Origin of the sequence: Shigella sp. FC1544, assembly GCF_001722145.1 — a bacterium.
Classification (GTDB): domain Bacteria; phylum Pseudomonadota; class Gammaproteobacteria; order Enterobacterales; family Enterobacteriaceae; genus Escherichia; species Escherichia coli.
This window is the reverse complement of the sequence record NZ_MECT01000573.1, coordinates 1-17061: the sequence shown is the minus strand read 5'-3', so window position 1 is coordinate 17061 and position 17061 is coordinate 1. Positions and strand designations below refer to the sequence as shown.

General features: G+C 51.6%; 10 protein-coding genes and 5 pseudogenes. 5 read left to right on the top strand and 10 right to left on the bottom strand.

What is annotated here, in order from left to right:
• A partial coding sequence (locus tag BGK49_RS22705) for a transposase domain-containing protein (RefSeq protein ID WP_024249094.1) occupies positions 1 to 277 on the bottom strand: 277 nt, incomplete at its 3' end.
• 260 nt (positions 278 to 537) lie between these two features.
• Here BGK49_RS22705 and ldtD point away from each other — a divergent pair.
• The 3 genes from ldtD (at position 538) to gloC (ending at position 3788) form a co-directional block, all read left to right on the top strand.
• Entirely contained in the window at positions 538 to 2385 is a 1848-nt protein-coding gene (gene ldtD / locus BGK49_RS22700) for a L,D-transpeptidase (RefSeq protein WP_000925998.1), read from the top strand.
• 180 nt (positions 2386 to 2565) lie between these two features.
• Complete coding sequence (locus BGK49_RS22695) at positions 2566 to 3114, top strand: YcbK family protein (RefSeq protein WP_001295932.1); 549 nt, start codon at positions 2566 to 2568, stop codon at positions 3112 to 3114.
• 26 nt (positions 3115 to 3140) lie between these two features.
• On the top strand, positions 3141 to 3788 hold the full coding sequence (gloC, locus tag BGK49_RS22690; RefSeq protein ID WP_001109487.1) for a hydroxyacylglutathione hydrolase GloC: 648 nt from the start codon (positions 3141 to 3143) through the stop codon (positions 3786 to 3788).
• Positions 3789 to 4009: 221 nt separating this feature from the next.
• Here gloC and aspC read toward each other — a convergent pair whose 3' ends face one another.
• From aspC to pncB, 4 genes are all read right to left on the bottom strand, one after another.
• A complete protein-coding gene (gene aspC / locus BGK49_RS22685) occupies positions 4010 to 5200 on the bottom strand; it encodes an aspartate transaminase (protein WP_000462687.1) in 1191 nt (396 codons plus the stop codon).
• Positions 5201 to 5384: 184 nt separating this feature from the next.
• Positions 5385 to 6473, bottom strand: a complete 1089-nt coding sequence (gene ompF, locus BGK49_RS22675) for a porin OmpF (RefSeq protein WP_000977920.1) — start codon at positions 6471 to 6473, stop codon at positions 5385 to 5387.
• 602 nt (positions 6474 to 7075) lie between these two features.
• The gene (gene asnS / locus BGK49_RS22670; RefSeq protein ID WP_000117881.1) at positions 7076 to 8476 is read right to left on the bottom strand and encodes an asparagine--tRNA ligase; all 1401 of its coding nucleotides are present in this window, start codon (positions 8474 to 8476) and stop codon (positions 7076 to 7078) included.
• Between the two features lie 168 nt (positions 8477 to 8644).
• Complete coding sequence (gene pncB, locus BGK49_RS22665; protein WP_005043120.1) at positions 8645 to 9847, bottom strand: nicotinate phosphoribosyltransferase; 1203 nt, start codon at positions 9845 to 9847, stop codon at positions 8645 to 8647.
• A gap of 265 nt (positions 9848 to 10112) precedes the next feature.
• Here pncB and pepN point away from each other — a divergent pair, with 265 nt between their 5' ends.
• Positions 10113 to 12725, top strand: a complete 2613-nt coding sequence (pepN, locus tag BGK49_RS22660) for an aminopeptidase N (RefSeq protein WP_000193834.1) — start codon at positions 10113 to 10115, stop codon at positions 12723 to 12725.
• Between the two features lie 42 nt (positions 12726 to 12767).
• Here the strand turns inward: pepN and ssuB are convergent.
• From ssuB to ssuE, 5 pseudogenes are all read right to left on the bottom strand, one after another.
• Positions 12768 to 13519, bottom strand: a pseudogene (gene ssuB / locus BGK49_RS22655) (aliphatic sulfonates ABC transporter ATP-binding protein).
• Positions 13516 to 14307: pseudogene (gene ssuC / locus BGK49_RS22650) on the bottom strand (aliphatic sulfonate ABC transporter permease SsuC). The pseudogenes ssuB and ssuC overlap by 4 nt, the downstream one beginning before the upstream one ends.
• Before the next feature lie 10 nt (positions 14308 to 14317).
• Positions 14318 to 15463, bottom strand: a pseudogene (gene ssuD, locus BGK49_RS29955) (FMNH2-dependent alkanesulfonate monooxygenase).
• A pseudogene (gene ssuA, locus BGK49_RS22635) lies at positions 15460 to 16418 on the bottom strand (aliphatic sulfonate ABC transporter substrate-binding protein SsuA). Before ssuA ends, ssuD begins: the two co-directional pseudogenes overlap by 4 nt.
• Positions 16411 to 16884, bottom strand: a pseudogene (gene ssuE / locus BGK49_RS22630) (NADPH-dependent FMN reductase); the annotation flags it as partial. The pseudogenes ssuE and ssuA, both read right to left, overlap by 8 nt.
• Before the next feature lie 55 nt (positions 16885 to 16939).
• On the opposite strand from ssuE, the gene BGK49_RS28555 reads away from it, so the two are divergent.
• A partial coding sequence (locus BGK49_RS28555; RefSeq protein ID WP_001422013.1) for an IS1 family transposase occupies positions 16940 to 17061 on the top strand: 122 nt, incomplete at its 3' end.

Genomic DNA, 17061 nt, shown 5'->3' with positions numbered 1-17061 from the left:
CGAAGGGGCGATTGCCCGGCAGCATGATGTCCAGGCGATTCACAATCTGGTGAAGAGGTTCTTTACGCTCAAGCGCCATGCCAACAATACACCAGACCATCATTTCGAGGGGAAGACGGCGCTTGCGTAGCGTTACAGTACCTGATTCGGCAAGGCAACGAGAGATGAGTTCGGGGTCGAGGTAATCCCCCAGAGAAGTCAGTGGGTTACGCAGAGAATCGTAACGGGATACCAGATCAAGAGCCTGTCCAATGTGCATAAAAAAATCCGGAAACAAGTGAGCGTTTCCGGATTCTTACACAGCCACTGGATCGGTCAACTGATCCTTAACTGATCGGCATTACACATAACGGCGCGCTTTTCTTTAAATTTCTTTACATTAGGTTATGTAAAAACGTATCGGCGTTTATATACTGAAGATAAGCCTGATGAGTAACAGGCTTGCTCGTCATACTTTCGTGAGTATTGGCGTTGTACAGGCAAGTCGTAAAATAACAGCCTGGCTATTCAGAGTATGATAAAAACAGGGGGCAAGGGATGTTGCTTAATATGATGTGTGGTCGTCGGCTGTCGGCAATCAGTTTGTGCCTGGCCGTAACATTCGCTCCACTGTTCAATGCGCAGGCCGATGAGCCTGAAGTAATCCCTGGCGACAGCCCGGTGGCTGTCAGTGAACAGGGCGAGGCACTGCCGCAGGCGCAAGCCACGGCAATAATGGCGGGGATCCAGCCATTGCCTGAAGGTGCGGCAGAAAAAGCCCGCACGCAAATCGAATCTCAATTACCCGCAGGTTACAAGCCGGTTTATCTTAACCAGCTTCAACTGTTGTATGCCGCACGCGATATGCAACCCATGTGGGAAAACCGTGATGCTGTTAAAGCCTTCCAGCAACAGCTGGCAGAGGTGGCGATTGCCGGTTTCCAGCCGCAGTTTAATAAATGGGTAGAGTTACTGACCGATCCTGGTGTTAACGGGATGGCACGCGACGTAGTGCTCTCTGATGCGATGATGGGCTATCTCCATTTCATTGCAAATATTCCGGTCAAAGGCACTCGCTGGCTATATAGCAGTAAACCTTATGCACTTGCAACGCCGCCGCTCTCGGTGATTAACCAATGGCAGCTGGCGCTGGATAAAGGTCAATTGCCTACGTTTGTTGCAGGACTGGCACCGCAGCATCCGCAATATGCGGCGATGCATGAATCGTTACTGGCCTTACTCAGTGACACCAAACCGTGGCCCCAACTGACCGGCAAAGCAACGTTGCGCCCAGGGCAGTGGAGTAACGACGTACCGGCGTTGCGCGAAATATTGCAACGCACAGGCATGTTGGACGGGGGGCCGAAAATTACTCTACCTGGCGATGACACGCCAACTGACGCGGTAGTCAGCCCATCCGCTGTTACTGTTGAAACAGCAGAAACTAAGCCGATGGACAAGCAAACGACGTCTCGTAGTAAACCTGCGCCTGCCGTTCGCGCCGCCTACGATAATGAACTGGTGGAAGCCGTTAAACGTTTTCAGGCATGGCAAGGATTGGGGGCAGATGGTGCTATTGGCCCGGCAACACGTGACTGGTTAAACGTAACGCCCGCCCAGCGTGCTGGCGTGTTGGCTCTCAACATCCAGCGATTGCGCTTGCTGCCAACAGAGCTTTCTACCGGGATCATGGTTAACATTCCGGCCTATTCGCTGGTCTACTATCAGAACGGCAATCAGGTGCTGGATTCGCGAGTCATTGTCGGTCGCCCCGATCGCAAAACGCCGATGATGAGCAGTGCCCTTAACAACGTAGTGGTAAACCCGCCGTGGAACGTACCTCCAACTCTGGCACGCAAAGATATTCTGCCAAAAGTGCGCAACGATCCGGGATATCTCGAAAGCCATGGCTATACGGTGATGCGTGGCTGGAACAGCAGAGAAGCGATTGACCCATGGCAGGTTGACTGGTCTACAATCACGGCCTCGAATTTACCGTTCCGCTTCCAGCAGGCTCCAGGCCCACGGAACTCGCTGGGGCGCTATAAATTCAATATGCCGAGTTCAGAGGCCATTTATTTGCATGACACGCCGACCCACAATCTGTTCAAGCGTGATACACGCGCATTGAGCTCAGGCTGTGTACGAGTGAATAAAGCTTCCGATCTGGCGAATATGCTGTTGCAGGATGCAGGCTGGAATGACAAACGTATTTCTGATGCGCTGAAGCAGGGTGATACACGTTACGTCAATATTCGGCAGTCGATTCCGGTGAATCTCTACTACCTGACGGCCTTTGTTGGTGCAGATGGTCGTACCCAGTATCGTACAGATATTTACAATTATGATCTGCCTGCGCGATCCAGCTCGCAAATCGTATCGAAAGCGGAACAATTAATCAGGTAAATGAAGTAGTTCGGGGAAATCAGTTGTCGTAATAATTAGCATGATTGGGGGCGATTCTCTGCAGCCCCCGTCACTGCTGGGGTTGAGTCATCTTGACGTCTGCTTTACGGGCGGTTAAGGTGCCTCTTGTGCGCCAGAAGTGCATATAAACGATAACATTGACCTGTAGACTTGATTATCATGGACAAATTCGACGCTAATCGCCGCAAATTGCTGGCGCTTGGTGGCGTTGCACTCGGTGCCGCCATCCTGCCGACCCCTGCGTTTGCAACACTCTCTACCCCACGCCCGCGCATTTTGACACTCAATAATCTTCATACCGGAGAGTCAATCAAAGCGGAGTTTTTCGATGGCAGAGGCTATATTCAGGAAGAATTGGCAAAACTTAACCATTTTTTCCGCGATTACCGCGCGAACAAAATAAAGTCCATCGACCCAGGATTATTCGACCAGTTGTATCGCCTGCAAGGGTTGTTAGGCACGCGCAAACCGGTGCAACTCATTTCCGGTTATCGTTCCATTGATACCAACAATGAACTACGCGCCCGCAGCCGTGGAGTAGCGAAGAAAAGCTATCACACTAAAGGCCAGGCGATGGATTTCCATATTGAAGGTATCGCGTTAAGCAATATTCGCAAAGCCGCGTTATCTATGCGCGCAGGTGGTGTAGGATATTACCCACGTAGTAACTTTGTGCATATTGATACCGGGCCAGCACGGCACTGGTAGCAATCGCTTAACGAAACAGGGGCAGTATGAACTATCGTATTATTCCGGTCACCGCATTCTCCCAGAACTGTTCATTAATCTGGTGTGAACAAACCCGTCTGGCCGCACTGGTCGATCCTGGCGGCGATGCGGAAAAAATCAAACAGGAAGTTGATGACAGCGGCCTGACACTGATGCAGATCCTGCTGACGCATGGTCATCTGGACCACGTTGGCGCAGCGGCGGAACTGGCGCAACATTACGGCGTGCCGGTTTTTGGCCCGGAAAAAGAAGATGAGTTCTGGCTGCAAGGCTTGCCTGCGCAAAGTCGTATGTTTGGTCTGGAAGAGTGCCAGCCGCTGACGCCAGATCGTTGGCTGAACGAAGGCGATACCATCAGCATAGGAAATGTGACTTTACAGGTGTTACATTGCCCTGGGCATACGCCGGGTCATGTCGTGTTTTTTGATGATCGGGCAAAGCTGCTGATTTCTGGCGATGTTATTTTCAAAGGCGGAGTAGGGCGCAGTGACTTCCCGCGTGGCGATCATAATCAACTGATTTCTTCAATCAAAGATAAATTGCTGCCACTGGGGGATGACGTGACATTTATTCCGGGTCACGGACCATTATCCACACTTGGTTATGAACGCCTGCATAATCCCTTCCTGCAAGACGAAATGCCCGTCTGGTAAGGCACATAAAAAAGCCCGCTTTTAATGCGGGCCTGGATTTCTGGCAAAGTGCGCTTTGTTTATGCCGGATGCGGCACGAGCGCCTTATCCGGCCTACAAAATCGTGCAAATTCAAAATATTGCAGGGGACGCGTAGGCCTGATAAGCGTAGCGCATCAGGCAATGTTGCGTTTGTCATCAGTCTCAGCCCGCTTTTCAGCGGGCTTCATTGTTTTTAATGCTTACAGCACTGCCACAATCGCTTCGCACAGCGGAGCCATGTTATCTGGTGTCATCCCGGCCACATTTACGCGACCAGAAGCAACCGCATATACGCCAAACTCTTCGCGCAGACGCAGCACTTGTTCTTTTGTCAGGCCACTGAAGGAGAACATGCCGTTCTGTTTGATGATAAAGCTGAAGTCGCGGTTTGCGCCTTTTTCCTGCAGCGTATTGACGAACAACTGACGCATACGCTGAATACGCTGGCGCATATCAGTCAGCTCTTGTTCCCAAATCGCACGTAACGCATCGTTGCTCAGGATGGTGGCAACAACAGAAGCGCCGTGTGCTGGTGGGTTAGAGTAGTTAGCGCGAATCGCCGCTTTCATTTGGCTGAATGCGCGATCAACGGTTTCACTGTCGGCAGCAACCAGAGTACAAGCGCCAACACGCTCGTTGTACAGGCCAAAGTTTTTAGAGTAGGAACTGGCAACAATCAGCTCTTTATGCATAGCCGCGAAAGCGCGCAGTCCTTCAGCATCTTCTTCCAGACCACGGGCAAAACCCTGGTAAGCGAAGTCAAACAGCGGTAACCAGCCTTTCTCAACGGAGAGTTGTGCCAGTGTCTGCCATTGTTCCAGCGTAGGGTCGATACCGGTTGGGTTATGGCAGCAGCCATGGAACAGCACTACGTCGCCAGCCTGAGCTTCATTCAGGCTGTTAATCAGTGCATCGAAGTCAAGAGTGTGATTTTCCGCATCATAATAAGCGTATTCACGAACTTCCAGACCTGCAGAGTTAAAGACGCTCTTATGGTTCGGCCAGCTTGGGTTGCTCACCCACACTCGCTTAACGCTGGTATTTTTTGCCAGGAAATCGGCAGCTACGCGTAGTGCGCCAGTGCCCCCCGGAGTCTGTGCCGTGCGAGCACGTTTGTCATTGATCAGGGCGCTACCTTTACCAAACAGCAGTTCCTGAGTGCAGCGACCAAATTCAGGGATGCCGTCAATGCCGAGGTAATTTTTGGTGGTTTCATTTTCGAGCAGATACTGTTCAGCCTTTTTCACGCTGGTCAGTACCGGGGTTTTGCCCGTCTCATCTTTATAGACACCAATCCCGAGGTTAATTTTGCCGGGACGTTCATCGGCACGAAACAGATCGGCCAGGCCCAGAATCGGGTCGGCAGGAGCGGCGGTAATGTTCTCAAACATGACGAGGTTCCATTATGGTTACAGAAGGGAAGTCCGCTATCAGGGTAACGGGAGATTTACAAAATTCCAACTATTACTGATGAAAACGCAGGCTGTTTTTGCAAGACGTGAGATTGCTCTGGAAGGTATAAAAAAAACAGGACCAAAGTCCTGTTTTTTCGGCATTTAACAAAGAGGTGTGCTATTAGAACTGGTAAACGATACCCACAGCAACGGTGTCGTCTGAACCTACGCCCAGTTTGTTGTCAGAATCGATCTGGTTGATGATGTAGTCAACATAGGTGGACATGTTTTTGTTGAAGTAGTAGGTTGCGCCCACTTCAAAGTAGTTCACCAGATCAACATCACCGATACCTTCTACGTCTTTCGCTTTAGATTTGGTGTAAGCGATGGACGGACGCAGACCGAAATCGAACTGGTATTGCGCAACTAACAGAACGTCTTGCGTTTTGTTGGCGAAGCCGCTGGTGTTTGTAAATTTATTAGTGATCGGCGTAGCGTTACGGGTTTCACCGTAGTTCGCTGCCAGGTAGATGTTGTTCGCGTCGTATTTCAGACCAGTAGCCCACTGTTCAGCTTTTTTACCGTTGCCAAGAGGTTGAGCTTCTTGCAGGTTGGTACGGTCAGCTGCACCATAAGCACCAACGATACCAAAGCCTTCGTATTCGTAGCTGATAGAACCGCCAACACCGTCGCCGTTAGAACGGCGTGCAGTGTCACGCTCGTTTTTACCCAGGTACTGAACAGCGAAGTTCAGGCCATCAACCAGACCAAAGAAGTTGGAGTTACGATAGGTAGCAACGCCGCCAACACGACCAACGAAGAAGTCATCGCTGTATGCAGTATCACCACCAAATTCTGGCAGCATATCGGTGTAACCCAGTGCATCATAAACCACACCGTAGTTACGGCCGTAATCGAAAGAACCAACGTCAGCGTATTTAAGACCCGCGAATGCCAGACGCGTTTTGTTACCAGTTTGAGCGTCAGCGCCTTCAGAGTTGTTACCTTGGAAGTTATATTCCCACTGACCATAACCGGTCAGATCGGAATTGATTTGAGTTTCCCCTTTAAAACCAAGACGGGCATAGGTCATGTCGCCATTGCCACCGTAACTGTTTTCACCGTTACCCTTGGAAAAATAATGCAGACCAACAGCTTTACCGTACAGATCTACTTTGTTGCCATCTTTGTTATAGATTTCTGCAGCGTTTGCAGTACCTGCTACTAACAGAGCAGGGACGATCACTGCCAGAATATTGCGCTTCATCATTATTTATTACCCTCATGGTTTTTTTTATGACACCTGCCACTGCCGTCAATAAGTTCTGTCAATAAAAATTTACGGAACTATTGATGAGAGTTTGGTGTCTTTATGTGCCTGCAGGCATCTTTCCATTCAAACTAACGTTTCGCTACCGTGAAAGTGCTGCAAAGATAAAGATTTAGTTTCAAAAAGAAAAAATATGTAACCAAAAGTAAAAATTAAGGAACTTTGTGAACACCGTCATATTTCCATAGAAACGTGATGATATTTACAGCAATTTTTATCTATTTATATGATTTACTTATATTTAAATTAACTAAGCGGAAATTTTGTTTCTGATGGAAACTTTATCGACCTGGCACAAAATCCTCTTTCAGACATCCAGAATGCCAAAAAATAGTATGAAAATAGTGCTATCAGCTAAGAAAAAACTAATCCGCAATAAGAATGCGGGTTATTTTTTTGTGCGTAAATGTTGCAATGTAATATTCCGTAACAGGATGATCGTTATGGCGGGGTTGCAAATAGATTGCTTGACTTAACAAACAGATAACTTGACAGAAAGGATAAAAAAGAGCCAGCAGGCGCTGGCTCTTTGGGGAAGAAAATCAGAAGCTGGCGTTGCGCGGAGTACGTGGGAACGGAATCACATCACGCACGTTTTGCACGCCAGTTACGTAAGCAATCAGGCGTTCAAAACCAAGACCGAAACCTGAATGCGGAACAGTACCGTAGCGACGCAGATCGCGATACCACCAGTAATCTTCTTTATTCAGGCCCATTTCCAGCATACGCTCGTCCAGAACGTCCAGACGTTCTTCACGCTGGGAGCCACCAATGATCTCACCGATGCCCGGAGCCAGAACGTCCATAGCCGCAACGGTTTTACCGTCTTCGTTGAGGCGCATATAGAACGCTTTAATATCTTTCGGATAGTTTTTAACCACTACCGGTGCTTTAAAGTGTTCTTCCGCCAGATAACGCTCATGCTCAGAAGAGAGATCGACGCCCCAGTAAACCGGGTTTTCAAACTTCCTGCCGCAGTTTTCGAGAATGGTCACTGCGTCGGTGTAATCCACCTGCGCGAAATCGGCCTCAATGAAGCGTTCCAGACGTGAAACGGCATCTTTATCTACGCGTTCAGCGAAGAATTTCATGTCGTCTGCGCGTTCTTCGAGAACCGCTTTGAAGACATATTTCAGCATGGCTTCAGCCAGACCCGCGATATCGTTCAGGTTAGCAAACGCCACTTCCGGCTCCAGCATCCAGAATTCCGCCAGGTGACGGCTGGTGTTGGAGTTTTCAGCACGGAAAGTCGGGCCGAAGGTATAAATTTTGGATAATGCGCAAGCGTAGGTTTCGCCGTTCAACTGGCCAGATACGGTCAGGAAAGACTCTTTACCAAAGAAGTCTTTGTCGAAATCCACTTTGCCCTGATCGTTACGCGGCAGGTTTTCCAGATCCAGCGTAGAAACGCGGAACATTTCGCCTGCACCTTCGGTATCAGATGCGGTAATCAGTGGCGTTGAAACCCAGAAGAATCCCTGCTCGTTAAAGAAGCGATGCAGCGCCTGCGCCAGCGTATGGCGAACGCGCGCGACGGCACCAATCAGGTTTGTGCGCGGACGCAGGTGAGCGACTTCACGCAGATACTCAATGCTGTGGCGTTTTGCCGCCATCGGGTAAGTGTCTGGATCTTCAACCCAACCAGCAACTTCAACTTTGCTGGCCTGAATTTCAAATTGTTGCCCCTGGCCCGGCGACGCCACGACTTTACCCGTCACAATGACCGAGCAGCCGGTGGTCAGACGCAGGACGTCTTCATTGTAATTGGGCAGAGAATTATTGATGACAGCCTGTACAGGATCAAAGCAGGAACCGTCATAAACGGCGAGGAAGGAGATGCCAGCTTTTGAATCTCGGCGGGTACGTACCCATCCGCGTACGGTGACTTCGCTGTCAACGGCTACGCGGCCCTGGAGTACGTCGGCTACAGGCACAACGCTCATAATATTCTCTCTGTTAATAGTCGGAAAAAATAAACACTTGTCCACCCGTAAATGGGGGGATACCTATGTTACCTGGCATCTGCAATCAGACAAGCAGAATTCGCAAATGCAGCGAAAGATTTCGGAATTAAAGGTAAAAAAAGGGAGCCGATTAGCTCCCTGATGATATTAACTGGCTTTTTTAATATGCGGAAGGTCGAACGCTTTGCGCAGCGCCCGAACAAACGCTTTATCATGGCAGATAGTTTTGCCAGGGCTGTCAGAAAGTTTCGCCACCGGTTTACCGTTACACTCTACCAACTTAATCACAATATTCAGGGGTTTTACCTGGGGGATATCGCAGGTCAGGCGAGTCCCAATACCAAAACTTAATTGCACGCGGGAAGAGAAGTGGCGGTATAGCTCAACCGCTTTGCGTAAATCCAGATTGTCAGAGAAAACCAGCGTTTTACTCTGTGGATCAATTCCCAGCTTTTTATAATGTGCAATGGCTTTTTCACCCCATTCAACCGGGTCGCCAGAGTCATGACGCAGGCCCTGATACCGACTGGCGAACTCGACACCGAAATCACGCAGGAAAGCATCCATAGTGATGCAGTCGGTTAATGCAATGCCAAGTTGGTCGGGATATTCTTCCAGCCAGGCAGCAAGTGCAGCTCGCTGGCTGTTGGCTAGGTCCGGGCTGATTTGCTGATGTGCCTGGAACCATTCGTGCGCCTGTGTTCCCATCGGCGTGAGGGAAAGCCGACGCGCCAGATCGTAGTTGCTGGTGCCCACGAACCAGGATTCCTGTTGCAGACGCTTAACGATGGTTTCTTGTACTTCGCGAGAAAAACGGCGACGGGTGCCAAAATCCATCAGATGGAAGCGCGACATATCAAGACCGGTGGTTAACGCCGAGAAGTCGACTAATTTGCTTTCCAGCGTGTCGAGGGCTTGCGCAACGTCGGCCTGCGGTGAGCGATAGCGATGTACCATTTCACTGATAACCGCCAGCAAAGGAACTTCCCAGAGGATGACTTCACGCCACGGACCGCTTAAGCGAATATCCAGCTTGCCATTATCGTTGGACACGGTGACTTGTTCCGGGTTAAAGCGGAATTCGCGTAACCAGTTAAGATAGTCGGCCTTAAAGAAAGGCAGGGCAGAGAGCCACTGATATTCATCATCCTGCAGGCGCAGGTGCTGCATCGCCTGAATCTGTTCACGAATAGCATCGGCATAAATACCCAGCAGATCGTCACCTCGGCAACGAAACTCCGCCGCGACATGCACATCGTAATAGTGATGAAACACGGCTTGCTGCATATGCAACTTATAAGCATCTGTATCCAGCAACGAGTGCAGAACAGGAGAAGCGAATTGTGTCATAGGTGCGCAGTAGCATCCTCGTACAGGAGCGTTTAGTACAATAAACATCTTCAGGAACTGCTGGAGTATACCTTGTTTCGCAATTTATTGAACCCCGATCACACCATATGCCACCTTTCTGGTCGATGGCATTACGCGGTGTATGTTATAAAAATGTAGCAATAAAGGCGTTTGTACCTGAAAAGATGAAGATTCTGCATAGCGCGATTTACGCAACAGGAATAGACTGAACACCAGACTCTATAAAAGATGCTAAAGGTTATTTATGACTCAACAGCCACAAGCCAAATACCGTCACGATTATCGTGCGCCGGATTACCAGATTACTGATATTGACTTGACCTTTGACCTCGACGCGCAAAAGACGGTCGTTACCGCGGTCAGCCAGGCTGTCCGTCATGGTGCATCAGATGCTCCGCTTCGTCTCAACGGCGAAGACCTCAAACTGGTTTCTGTTCATATTAATGATGAGCCGTGGACCGCCTGGAAAGAAGAAGAGGGCGCACTGGTCATCAGTAATTTGCCGGAGCATTTTACGCTTAAGATCGTTAATGAAATAAGCCCGGCGGCGAATACCGCGCTGGAAGGGCTTTATCAGTCAGGCGATGCGCTTTGCACCCAGTGTGAAGCCGAAGGTTTCCGCCATATTACGTATTATCTCGACCGCCCGGACGTGCTGGCGCGTTTTACCACCAAAATTATTGCCGATAAAACCAAATATCCCTTCCTGCTTTCCAACGGTAACCGCGTTGCGCAAGGTGAACTGGAAAACGGACGCCATTGGGTACAGTGGCAGGACCCGTTCCCGAAACCGTGCTACCTGTTTGCGCTGGTGGCAGGCGACTTTGATGTACTGCGCGACACCTTTACCACGCGTTCTGGTCGCGAAGTGGCGCTGGAGCTGTACGTCGATCGCGGCAACCTTGATCGCGCGCCGTGGGCGATGACCTCGCTGAAAAACTCAATGAAATGGGATGAAGAACGCTTCGGCCTGGAGTATGACCTCGACATCTATATGATCGTCGCGGTGGATTTCTTCAATATGGGCGCAATGGAGAATAAGGGTTTGAATATCTTTAACTCCAAATATGTGCTGGCCCGCACCGACACCGCCACTGACAAAGATTACCTCGATATTGAACGCGTTATCGGCCATGAATATTTCCATAACTGGACCGGTAACCGAGTCACCTGCCGCGACTGGTTCCAGCTCAGCCTGAAAGAAGGTTTAACCGTCTTCCGCGATCAGGAATTCAGCTCTGACCTTGGTTCCCGTGCAGTTAACCGCATCAATAATGTGCGCACCATGCGCGGATTGCAGTTTGCGGAAGACGCCAGCCCGATGGCGCACCCGATCCGCCCGGACATGGTCATTGAGATGAACAACTTCTATACCCTGACCGTTTACGAGAAGGGCGCGGAAGTGATCCGTATGATCCACACCCTGCTGGGCGAAGAAAACTTCCAGAAAGGGATGCAACTCTATTTCGAGCGCCATGATGGCAGCGCGGCAACCTGCGACGACTTTGTGCAGGCGATGGAAGATGCGTCGAATGTCGATCTCTCCCATTTCCGCCGTTGGTACAGCCAGTCCGGCACGCCGATTGTGACCGTCAAAGACGACTACAATCCGGAAACCGAGCAGTACACCCTGACCATCAGCCAGCGCACGCCAGCCACGCCGGATCAGGCAGAAAAACAGCCGCTGCATATTCCGTTTGCCATCGAATTGTATGACAACGAAGGCAAAGTGATCTCGTTGCAGAAAGGCGGTCATCCGGTGAATTCCGTGCTGAACGTCACCCAGGCGGAACAGACCTTTGTTTTTGATAATGTCTACTTCCAGCCGGTGCCTGCGCTGCTGTGCGAATTCTCTGCGCCAGTGAAACTGGAATATAAGTGGAGCGATCAGCAACTGACCTTCCTGATGCGTCATGCGCGTAATGATTTCTCCCGCTGGGATGCGGCACAAAGCCTGCTGGCAACCTACATCAAGCTGAACGTTGCCCGACATCAGCAAGGGCAGCCGCTGTCTCTGCCGGTACATGTGGCTGACGCTTTCCGCGCAGTGCTGCTCGATGAGAAGATTGATCCGGCGCTGGCGGCAGAAATCCTGACGCTGCCTTCTGTCAATGAAATGGCTGAACTGTTCGATATCATCGACCCGATTGCTATTGCCGAAGTACGCGAAGCACTCACTCGTACTCTGGCGACTGAACTGGCGGATGAGCTGCTGGCTATTTACAACGCGAATTACCAGAGCGAGTACCGTGTTGAGCATGAAGATATTGCGAAACGCACTCTGCGTAATGCCTGCCTGCGCTTCCTTGCTTTTGGTGAAACGCATCTGGCTGACGTGCTGGTGAGCAAGCAGTTCCACGAAGCGAACAATATGACCGATGCGCTGGCGGCGCTTTCTGCGGCGGTTGCCGCACAGCTGCCATGCCGTGATGCGCTGATGCAGGAATACGACGATAAGTGGCATCAGGACGGTCTGGTGATGGATAAATGGTTTATCCTGCAAGCCACCAGCCCGGCGGCGAATGTGCTGGAGACGGTGCGCGGTCTGTTGCAGCATCGCTCATTTACCATGAGCAACCCGAACCGTATTCGTTCGTTGATTGGCGCGTTTGCGGGCAGCAATCCGGCAGCGTTCCATGCCGAAGATGGGAGCGGTTACCAGTTCCTGGTGGAAATGCTTACCGACCTCAACAGCCGTAACCCGCAGGTGGCTTCACGTCTGATTGAACCGCTGATTCGCCTGAAACGTTATGATGCCAAACGTCAGGAGAAAATGCGCGCGGCGCTGGAACAGTTGAAAGGGCTGGAAAATCTCTCTGGCGATCTGTACGAGAAGATCACCAAAGCACTGGCTTGATAAATAACCGAATGGCGGCAATAGCGCCGCCATTCGGGGAATTTACCCCTGTTTTCTCAGGCGAATTTCAGATTCACCACGCTGCATCACCCTTTGCAACACTTCCGATTCCAGCTCCGCTAATCGCACCGACCCTAATCGACGCGGACGGGGGATATCCACTGTCAAATCCAGACCAATTTTTCCCTCTTCAATTAATAACACCCGGTCAGCCATTGCTACCGCTTCGCTCACATCATGCGTCACCAACAGTACGGTAAAGCCGTGCTCCTGCCAAAGTGACACAATCAAATCCTGCATCTCGAGTCGCGTTAAGGCGTCCAGTGCCCCGAGCGGTTCATCAAGCAACAATAAACCCGGTCGATGAATCAACGCTCTTGCCAGCGCCACTCGCTGTTTCTGCCCGCCTGAAAGTGCGGCAGGCCATTCCCCGGCGCGATTCTCCAGTCCTACCGCAGCCAACGCCCGACGCGCGGCATCGCGCCACTGGCCTTTAAGGCCTAACCCAACGTTATCAATCACCGATTTCCACGGTAGCAGACGCGCATCCTGAAACATCATTCGCGTGTCTTCCTGAATTTCAGCCAGCGGTGTGGTGCCTGCCAACACATCGCCTGCGGTTGGCGTTTCCAGCCCGGCCAGCAGGCGCAGTAGGGTACTTTTGCCACCACCGCCACAAACTGACCTGCCGGAATATGTAAATCCAGTTGGTTCAGGACGATATTTTCCGCGTAATGTTTGCTTACTGCATTGAGCAACAATGGTGTGCCCTGGTTCAGACGAGCAGTATTCATACCGTGGCCTCCTTCAAATGATAAGCCGGGTTCCAGCGCAACCAGAGGCGCTCTAACAGCTGCGCGCTGACGTCAGCAAGTTTGCCGAGCAGGGCGTAAAGAATAATAGCGACTACCACCACGTCCGTTTGCAAAAACTCTCGCGCATTCATCGCCAGATAACCAATGCCGGAATTGGCAGAAATGGTTTCGGCAACAATCAGCGTCAGCCACATCAGGCCCAACGCAAAACGCACGCCGACCATAATTGAGGGCAGGGCACCAGGCAGGATCACATGGATAAACAGCGGTATGCCGGATAACCCATAGCTACGCGCCATCTCCACCAGCCCGCGATCGATATTACGGATGCCATGCCAGGTGTTGATATAAATGGGAAACAGCGTACCGAGCGCCACCAGAAAGATTTTTGCGGATTCATCAATGCCAAACCACAAAATCACCAGCGGGATCAGCGCCAGATGCGGCACGTTGCGCAACATCTGAATTGAGGTATCCAGCAGCCGTTCTCCCCAGCGAGATAGCCCGCTAATCAGTCCCAAAATCAACCCCAGCGATCCGCCAATTGAAAAGCCAATCAGCGCCCGCTAGGAACTGATCGCCAGATGCTGCCACAGTTCGCCGCTGGCGGAGAGCGTCCAGAACGCCGTCACCACCCCTTCCGGTGAGGGCAAAATACGCGTCGACAGCCAGCCAACTGAGGAGGCCAGTTGCCACACCGCCACGATGCCCACCGGTAAAAACCAGGGGGCAACGCGCAATAACCACTTCTTCACTGGCGTTGCCATTATTTCTTCCTTAGCTTTGCGCGACTTTACGGGGGATAAAATCATTCGCCACCGCTTCGCCTTGCGGATTCAGCGGCTGCGGCTGGGGAATTTCCGGAATGGCGACATCCAGATGTGGGAACAGCAACTCGCCGACCCGATACGCTTCTTCCAGATGCGGATAGCCCGAAAGCACAAAGCTGTCGATGCCAAGCGCGGCGTATTCGTTGATTCGCGCAGCGACCGTAGGACCATCGCCCACCAGCGCCGTTCCGGCACCGCCGCGCACTAAGCCAACGCCCGCCCATAAATTGGGGCTGATCTCCAGATTGTCGCGCTTGCCGTTATGTAACGCCGCCATTCGCTGTTGTCCTACGGAATCCGTCCGGGCGAATGCGGCCTGTGCTTTGGCGATAGTTTCATCATCAAGATGCGAGATTAACCGCTCGGCGGCCTGCCACGCTTCGTCGTTAGTTTCACGAACAATCACATGCAGACGAATACCGAAACGAATTTTGCGTCCATGCGCGGCAGCTTTCGCCCGCACTTGTTCGATCTTCTCTTTTACTAGTTCTGGCGGTTCGCCCCAGGTGAGGTAGAGATCAACTTGTTCTGCCGCCAGCTCCTGGGCGACATCTGACGATCCGCCAAAGTAAAGCGGAGGATAAGGCTGTTGAATCGGCGGGAAGAGCAGTTTTGCTCCGCGCACATGAATATGTTTACCGTTGAAATTGACGGTTTCCCCCAGCAATAAGCGCCGCCAGACCTAGGTAAATTCCGCCGAGGCTTCGTAGCGCTCGCTATGATCAAGGAACACGCCGTCGCCTGCCAGCTCTTGTGGATCGCTGCCTGTGACCAGATTAAACAACGCACGACCATTTGAGAGACGGTCAAGCGTGGCGGCCTGGCGAGCGGCAACGGTAGGTGAGGTTACGCTGGGGCGCAGGGCGACAAGAAACTTCAGCCGCGGCGTCACCGGGATCATCGACGCCGCCACCAGCCACGCATCTTCACACGATCGCCCCGTTGGGATCAGCACACCGGTATAGCCCAGACGATCCGCCGCTTGCGCAATTTGTTGCAGATAACCGTGATCAACCGGGCGTGAACCTTCTTCCGTTCCAAGATAGTGCCCGTCACCGTGGGTCGGTAAAAACCAGAACATATTCAGACTCATAATTGTTTTCCTTCCAGTTGAGTGGGCTGCCAGATGCGCTGGCGAATATCGACTTTTTTCGGCACCAGACGATTTTCATAAAACAGATCTGCCGTTTGCTGCTGTAAGGCGGCAACCTCGGCGTTAACCGGTTTGATGGTGGTAGGAGGGCGATGATCTAAGTAAGAGGCAATCACCGGTGCCGGTAAGCCCATCGTTTTTGCCAGTAAAGCGATGCTTTGCTCGCGCTGGCTGCGGGTTAACGCATCGGCCTCACTAAAGGTTGCCAGTACGCCCTGAATAAAAGCGCCGTTTTTTCTGCATAGGGACGAGCTGCCAGATAAAACGATCCAGTTTGATTGAGATCGGTGCCGTCTTTCAGCACCCGCACGCCGCCCTGTAATAATGCAGCAGAGTAGTAGGGATCCCAGATAGCCCAGGCGTCAACGTTACCTTGCTGGAACGCGGCGCGGGCATCAGCGGGCGTCAGGTAAGTGGGTTGGATATCGGTAAACTTAAGTCCGGCCTGACGCAGTGCACGCAGTAAAAGGTTGTGTGAACTGGAACCTTTCTGAAAGGCAACTTTGTGACCTTTAAGATCGGCTACGGTTTTGATCGGGCTGTTTTCTGCCACCAGAATCACTTCGGCTTTGGGCTTCGGTGGCTCGACGCCCACATATACCAAATCAGCCCCGGCAGCCTGGGCAAAGATTGGCGGAATATCCCCGGTACTGCCGAGATCAATACTGCCAACGTTTAAGGCTTCCAACATTTGCGGACCCGCGGGGAACTCCACCCAGGAGATTTTTGATTGCGGATAGCGTTTTTCCAGTAACTGGTGGCTTTTTGCCAGTACCATACCAATACTGCCTTTCTGATAGCCTATACATAACGCTTCAGGCGAGGATTCTGCAGCAACCGCAATCGTAGAGACGCTAAGCAATCCCACCAGCGCCAGTTTAATGATGTTACGCATGGGCATTACCTCGCAGAGACAGAAGGTCAGGAACCTGAACATCGCGGCGGTGCAATGCCTGCCAGAAAGTTTCTAGCGCGGTATCAAGACGGGTTTGCAGATTTGGCGTGAACTGGGGTCTGTGATGGTAATCAATTACTTGTGAGTCATCGGCAAACACGCCGTGCAGGATCTCCTGAGCTTTCAGTGCGCTTAAAACTGGTTTAAGGGCATAATCGACCGCCAGCAGATGGGCCACGGTACCGCCCGTCGCCAGCGGTAGCACCACTTTGCCTTGCAAAGCGCGCTCTGGCAGCAGGTCGAGCAGGGTTTTCAGCGCGCCGGAATAGGCGGCTTTATACACAGGTGTAGCGACTATCAGTCCATCAGCCTGTTGCAGCTGTTCGGTGAAGGTCTTGAGTGCCGGACTATCGAAACGAGCATAAAGCAGATCTTCCGGGGCGAAGTTTTGCAGATTCCAGTGATAGGTGATGCTGCCAACTTACTGATTTAGTGTATGATGGTGTTTTTGAGGTGCTCCAGTGGCTTCTGTTTCTATCAGCTGTCCCTCCTGTTCAGCTACTGACGGGGTGGTGCGTAACGGCAAAAGCACTGCCGGACATCAGCGCTATCTCTGCTCTCACTGCCGTAAAACATGGCAACT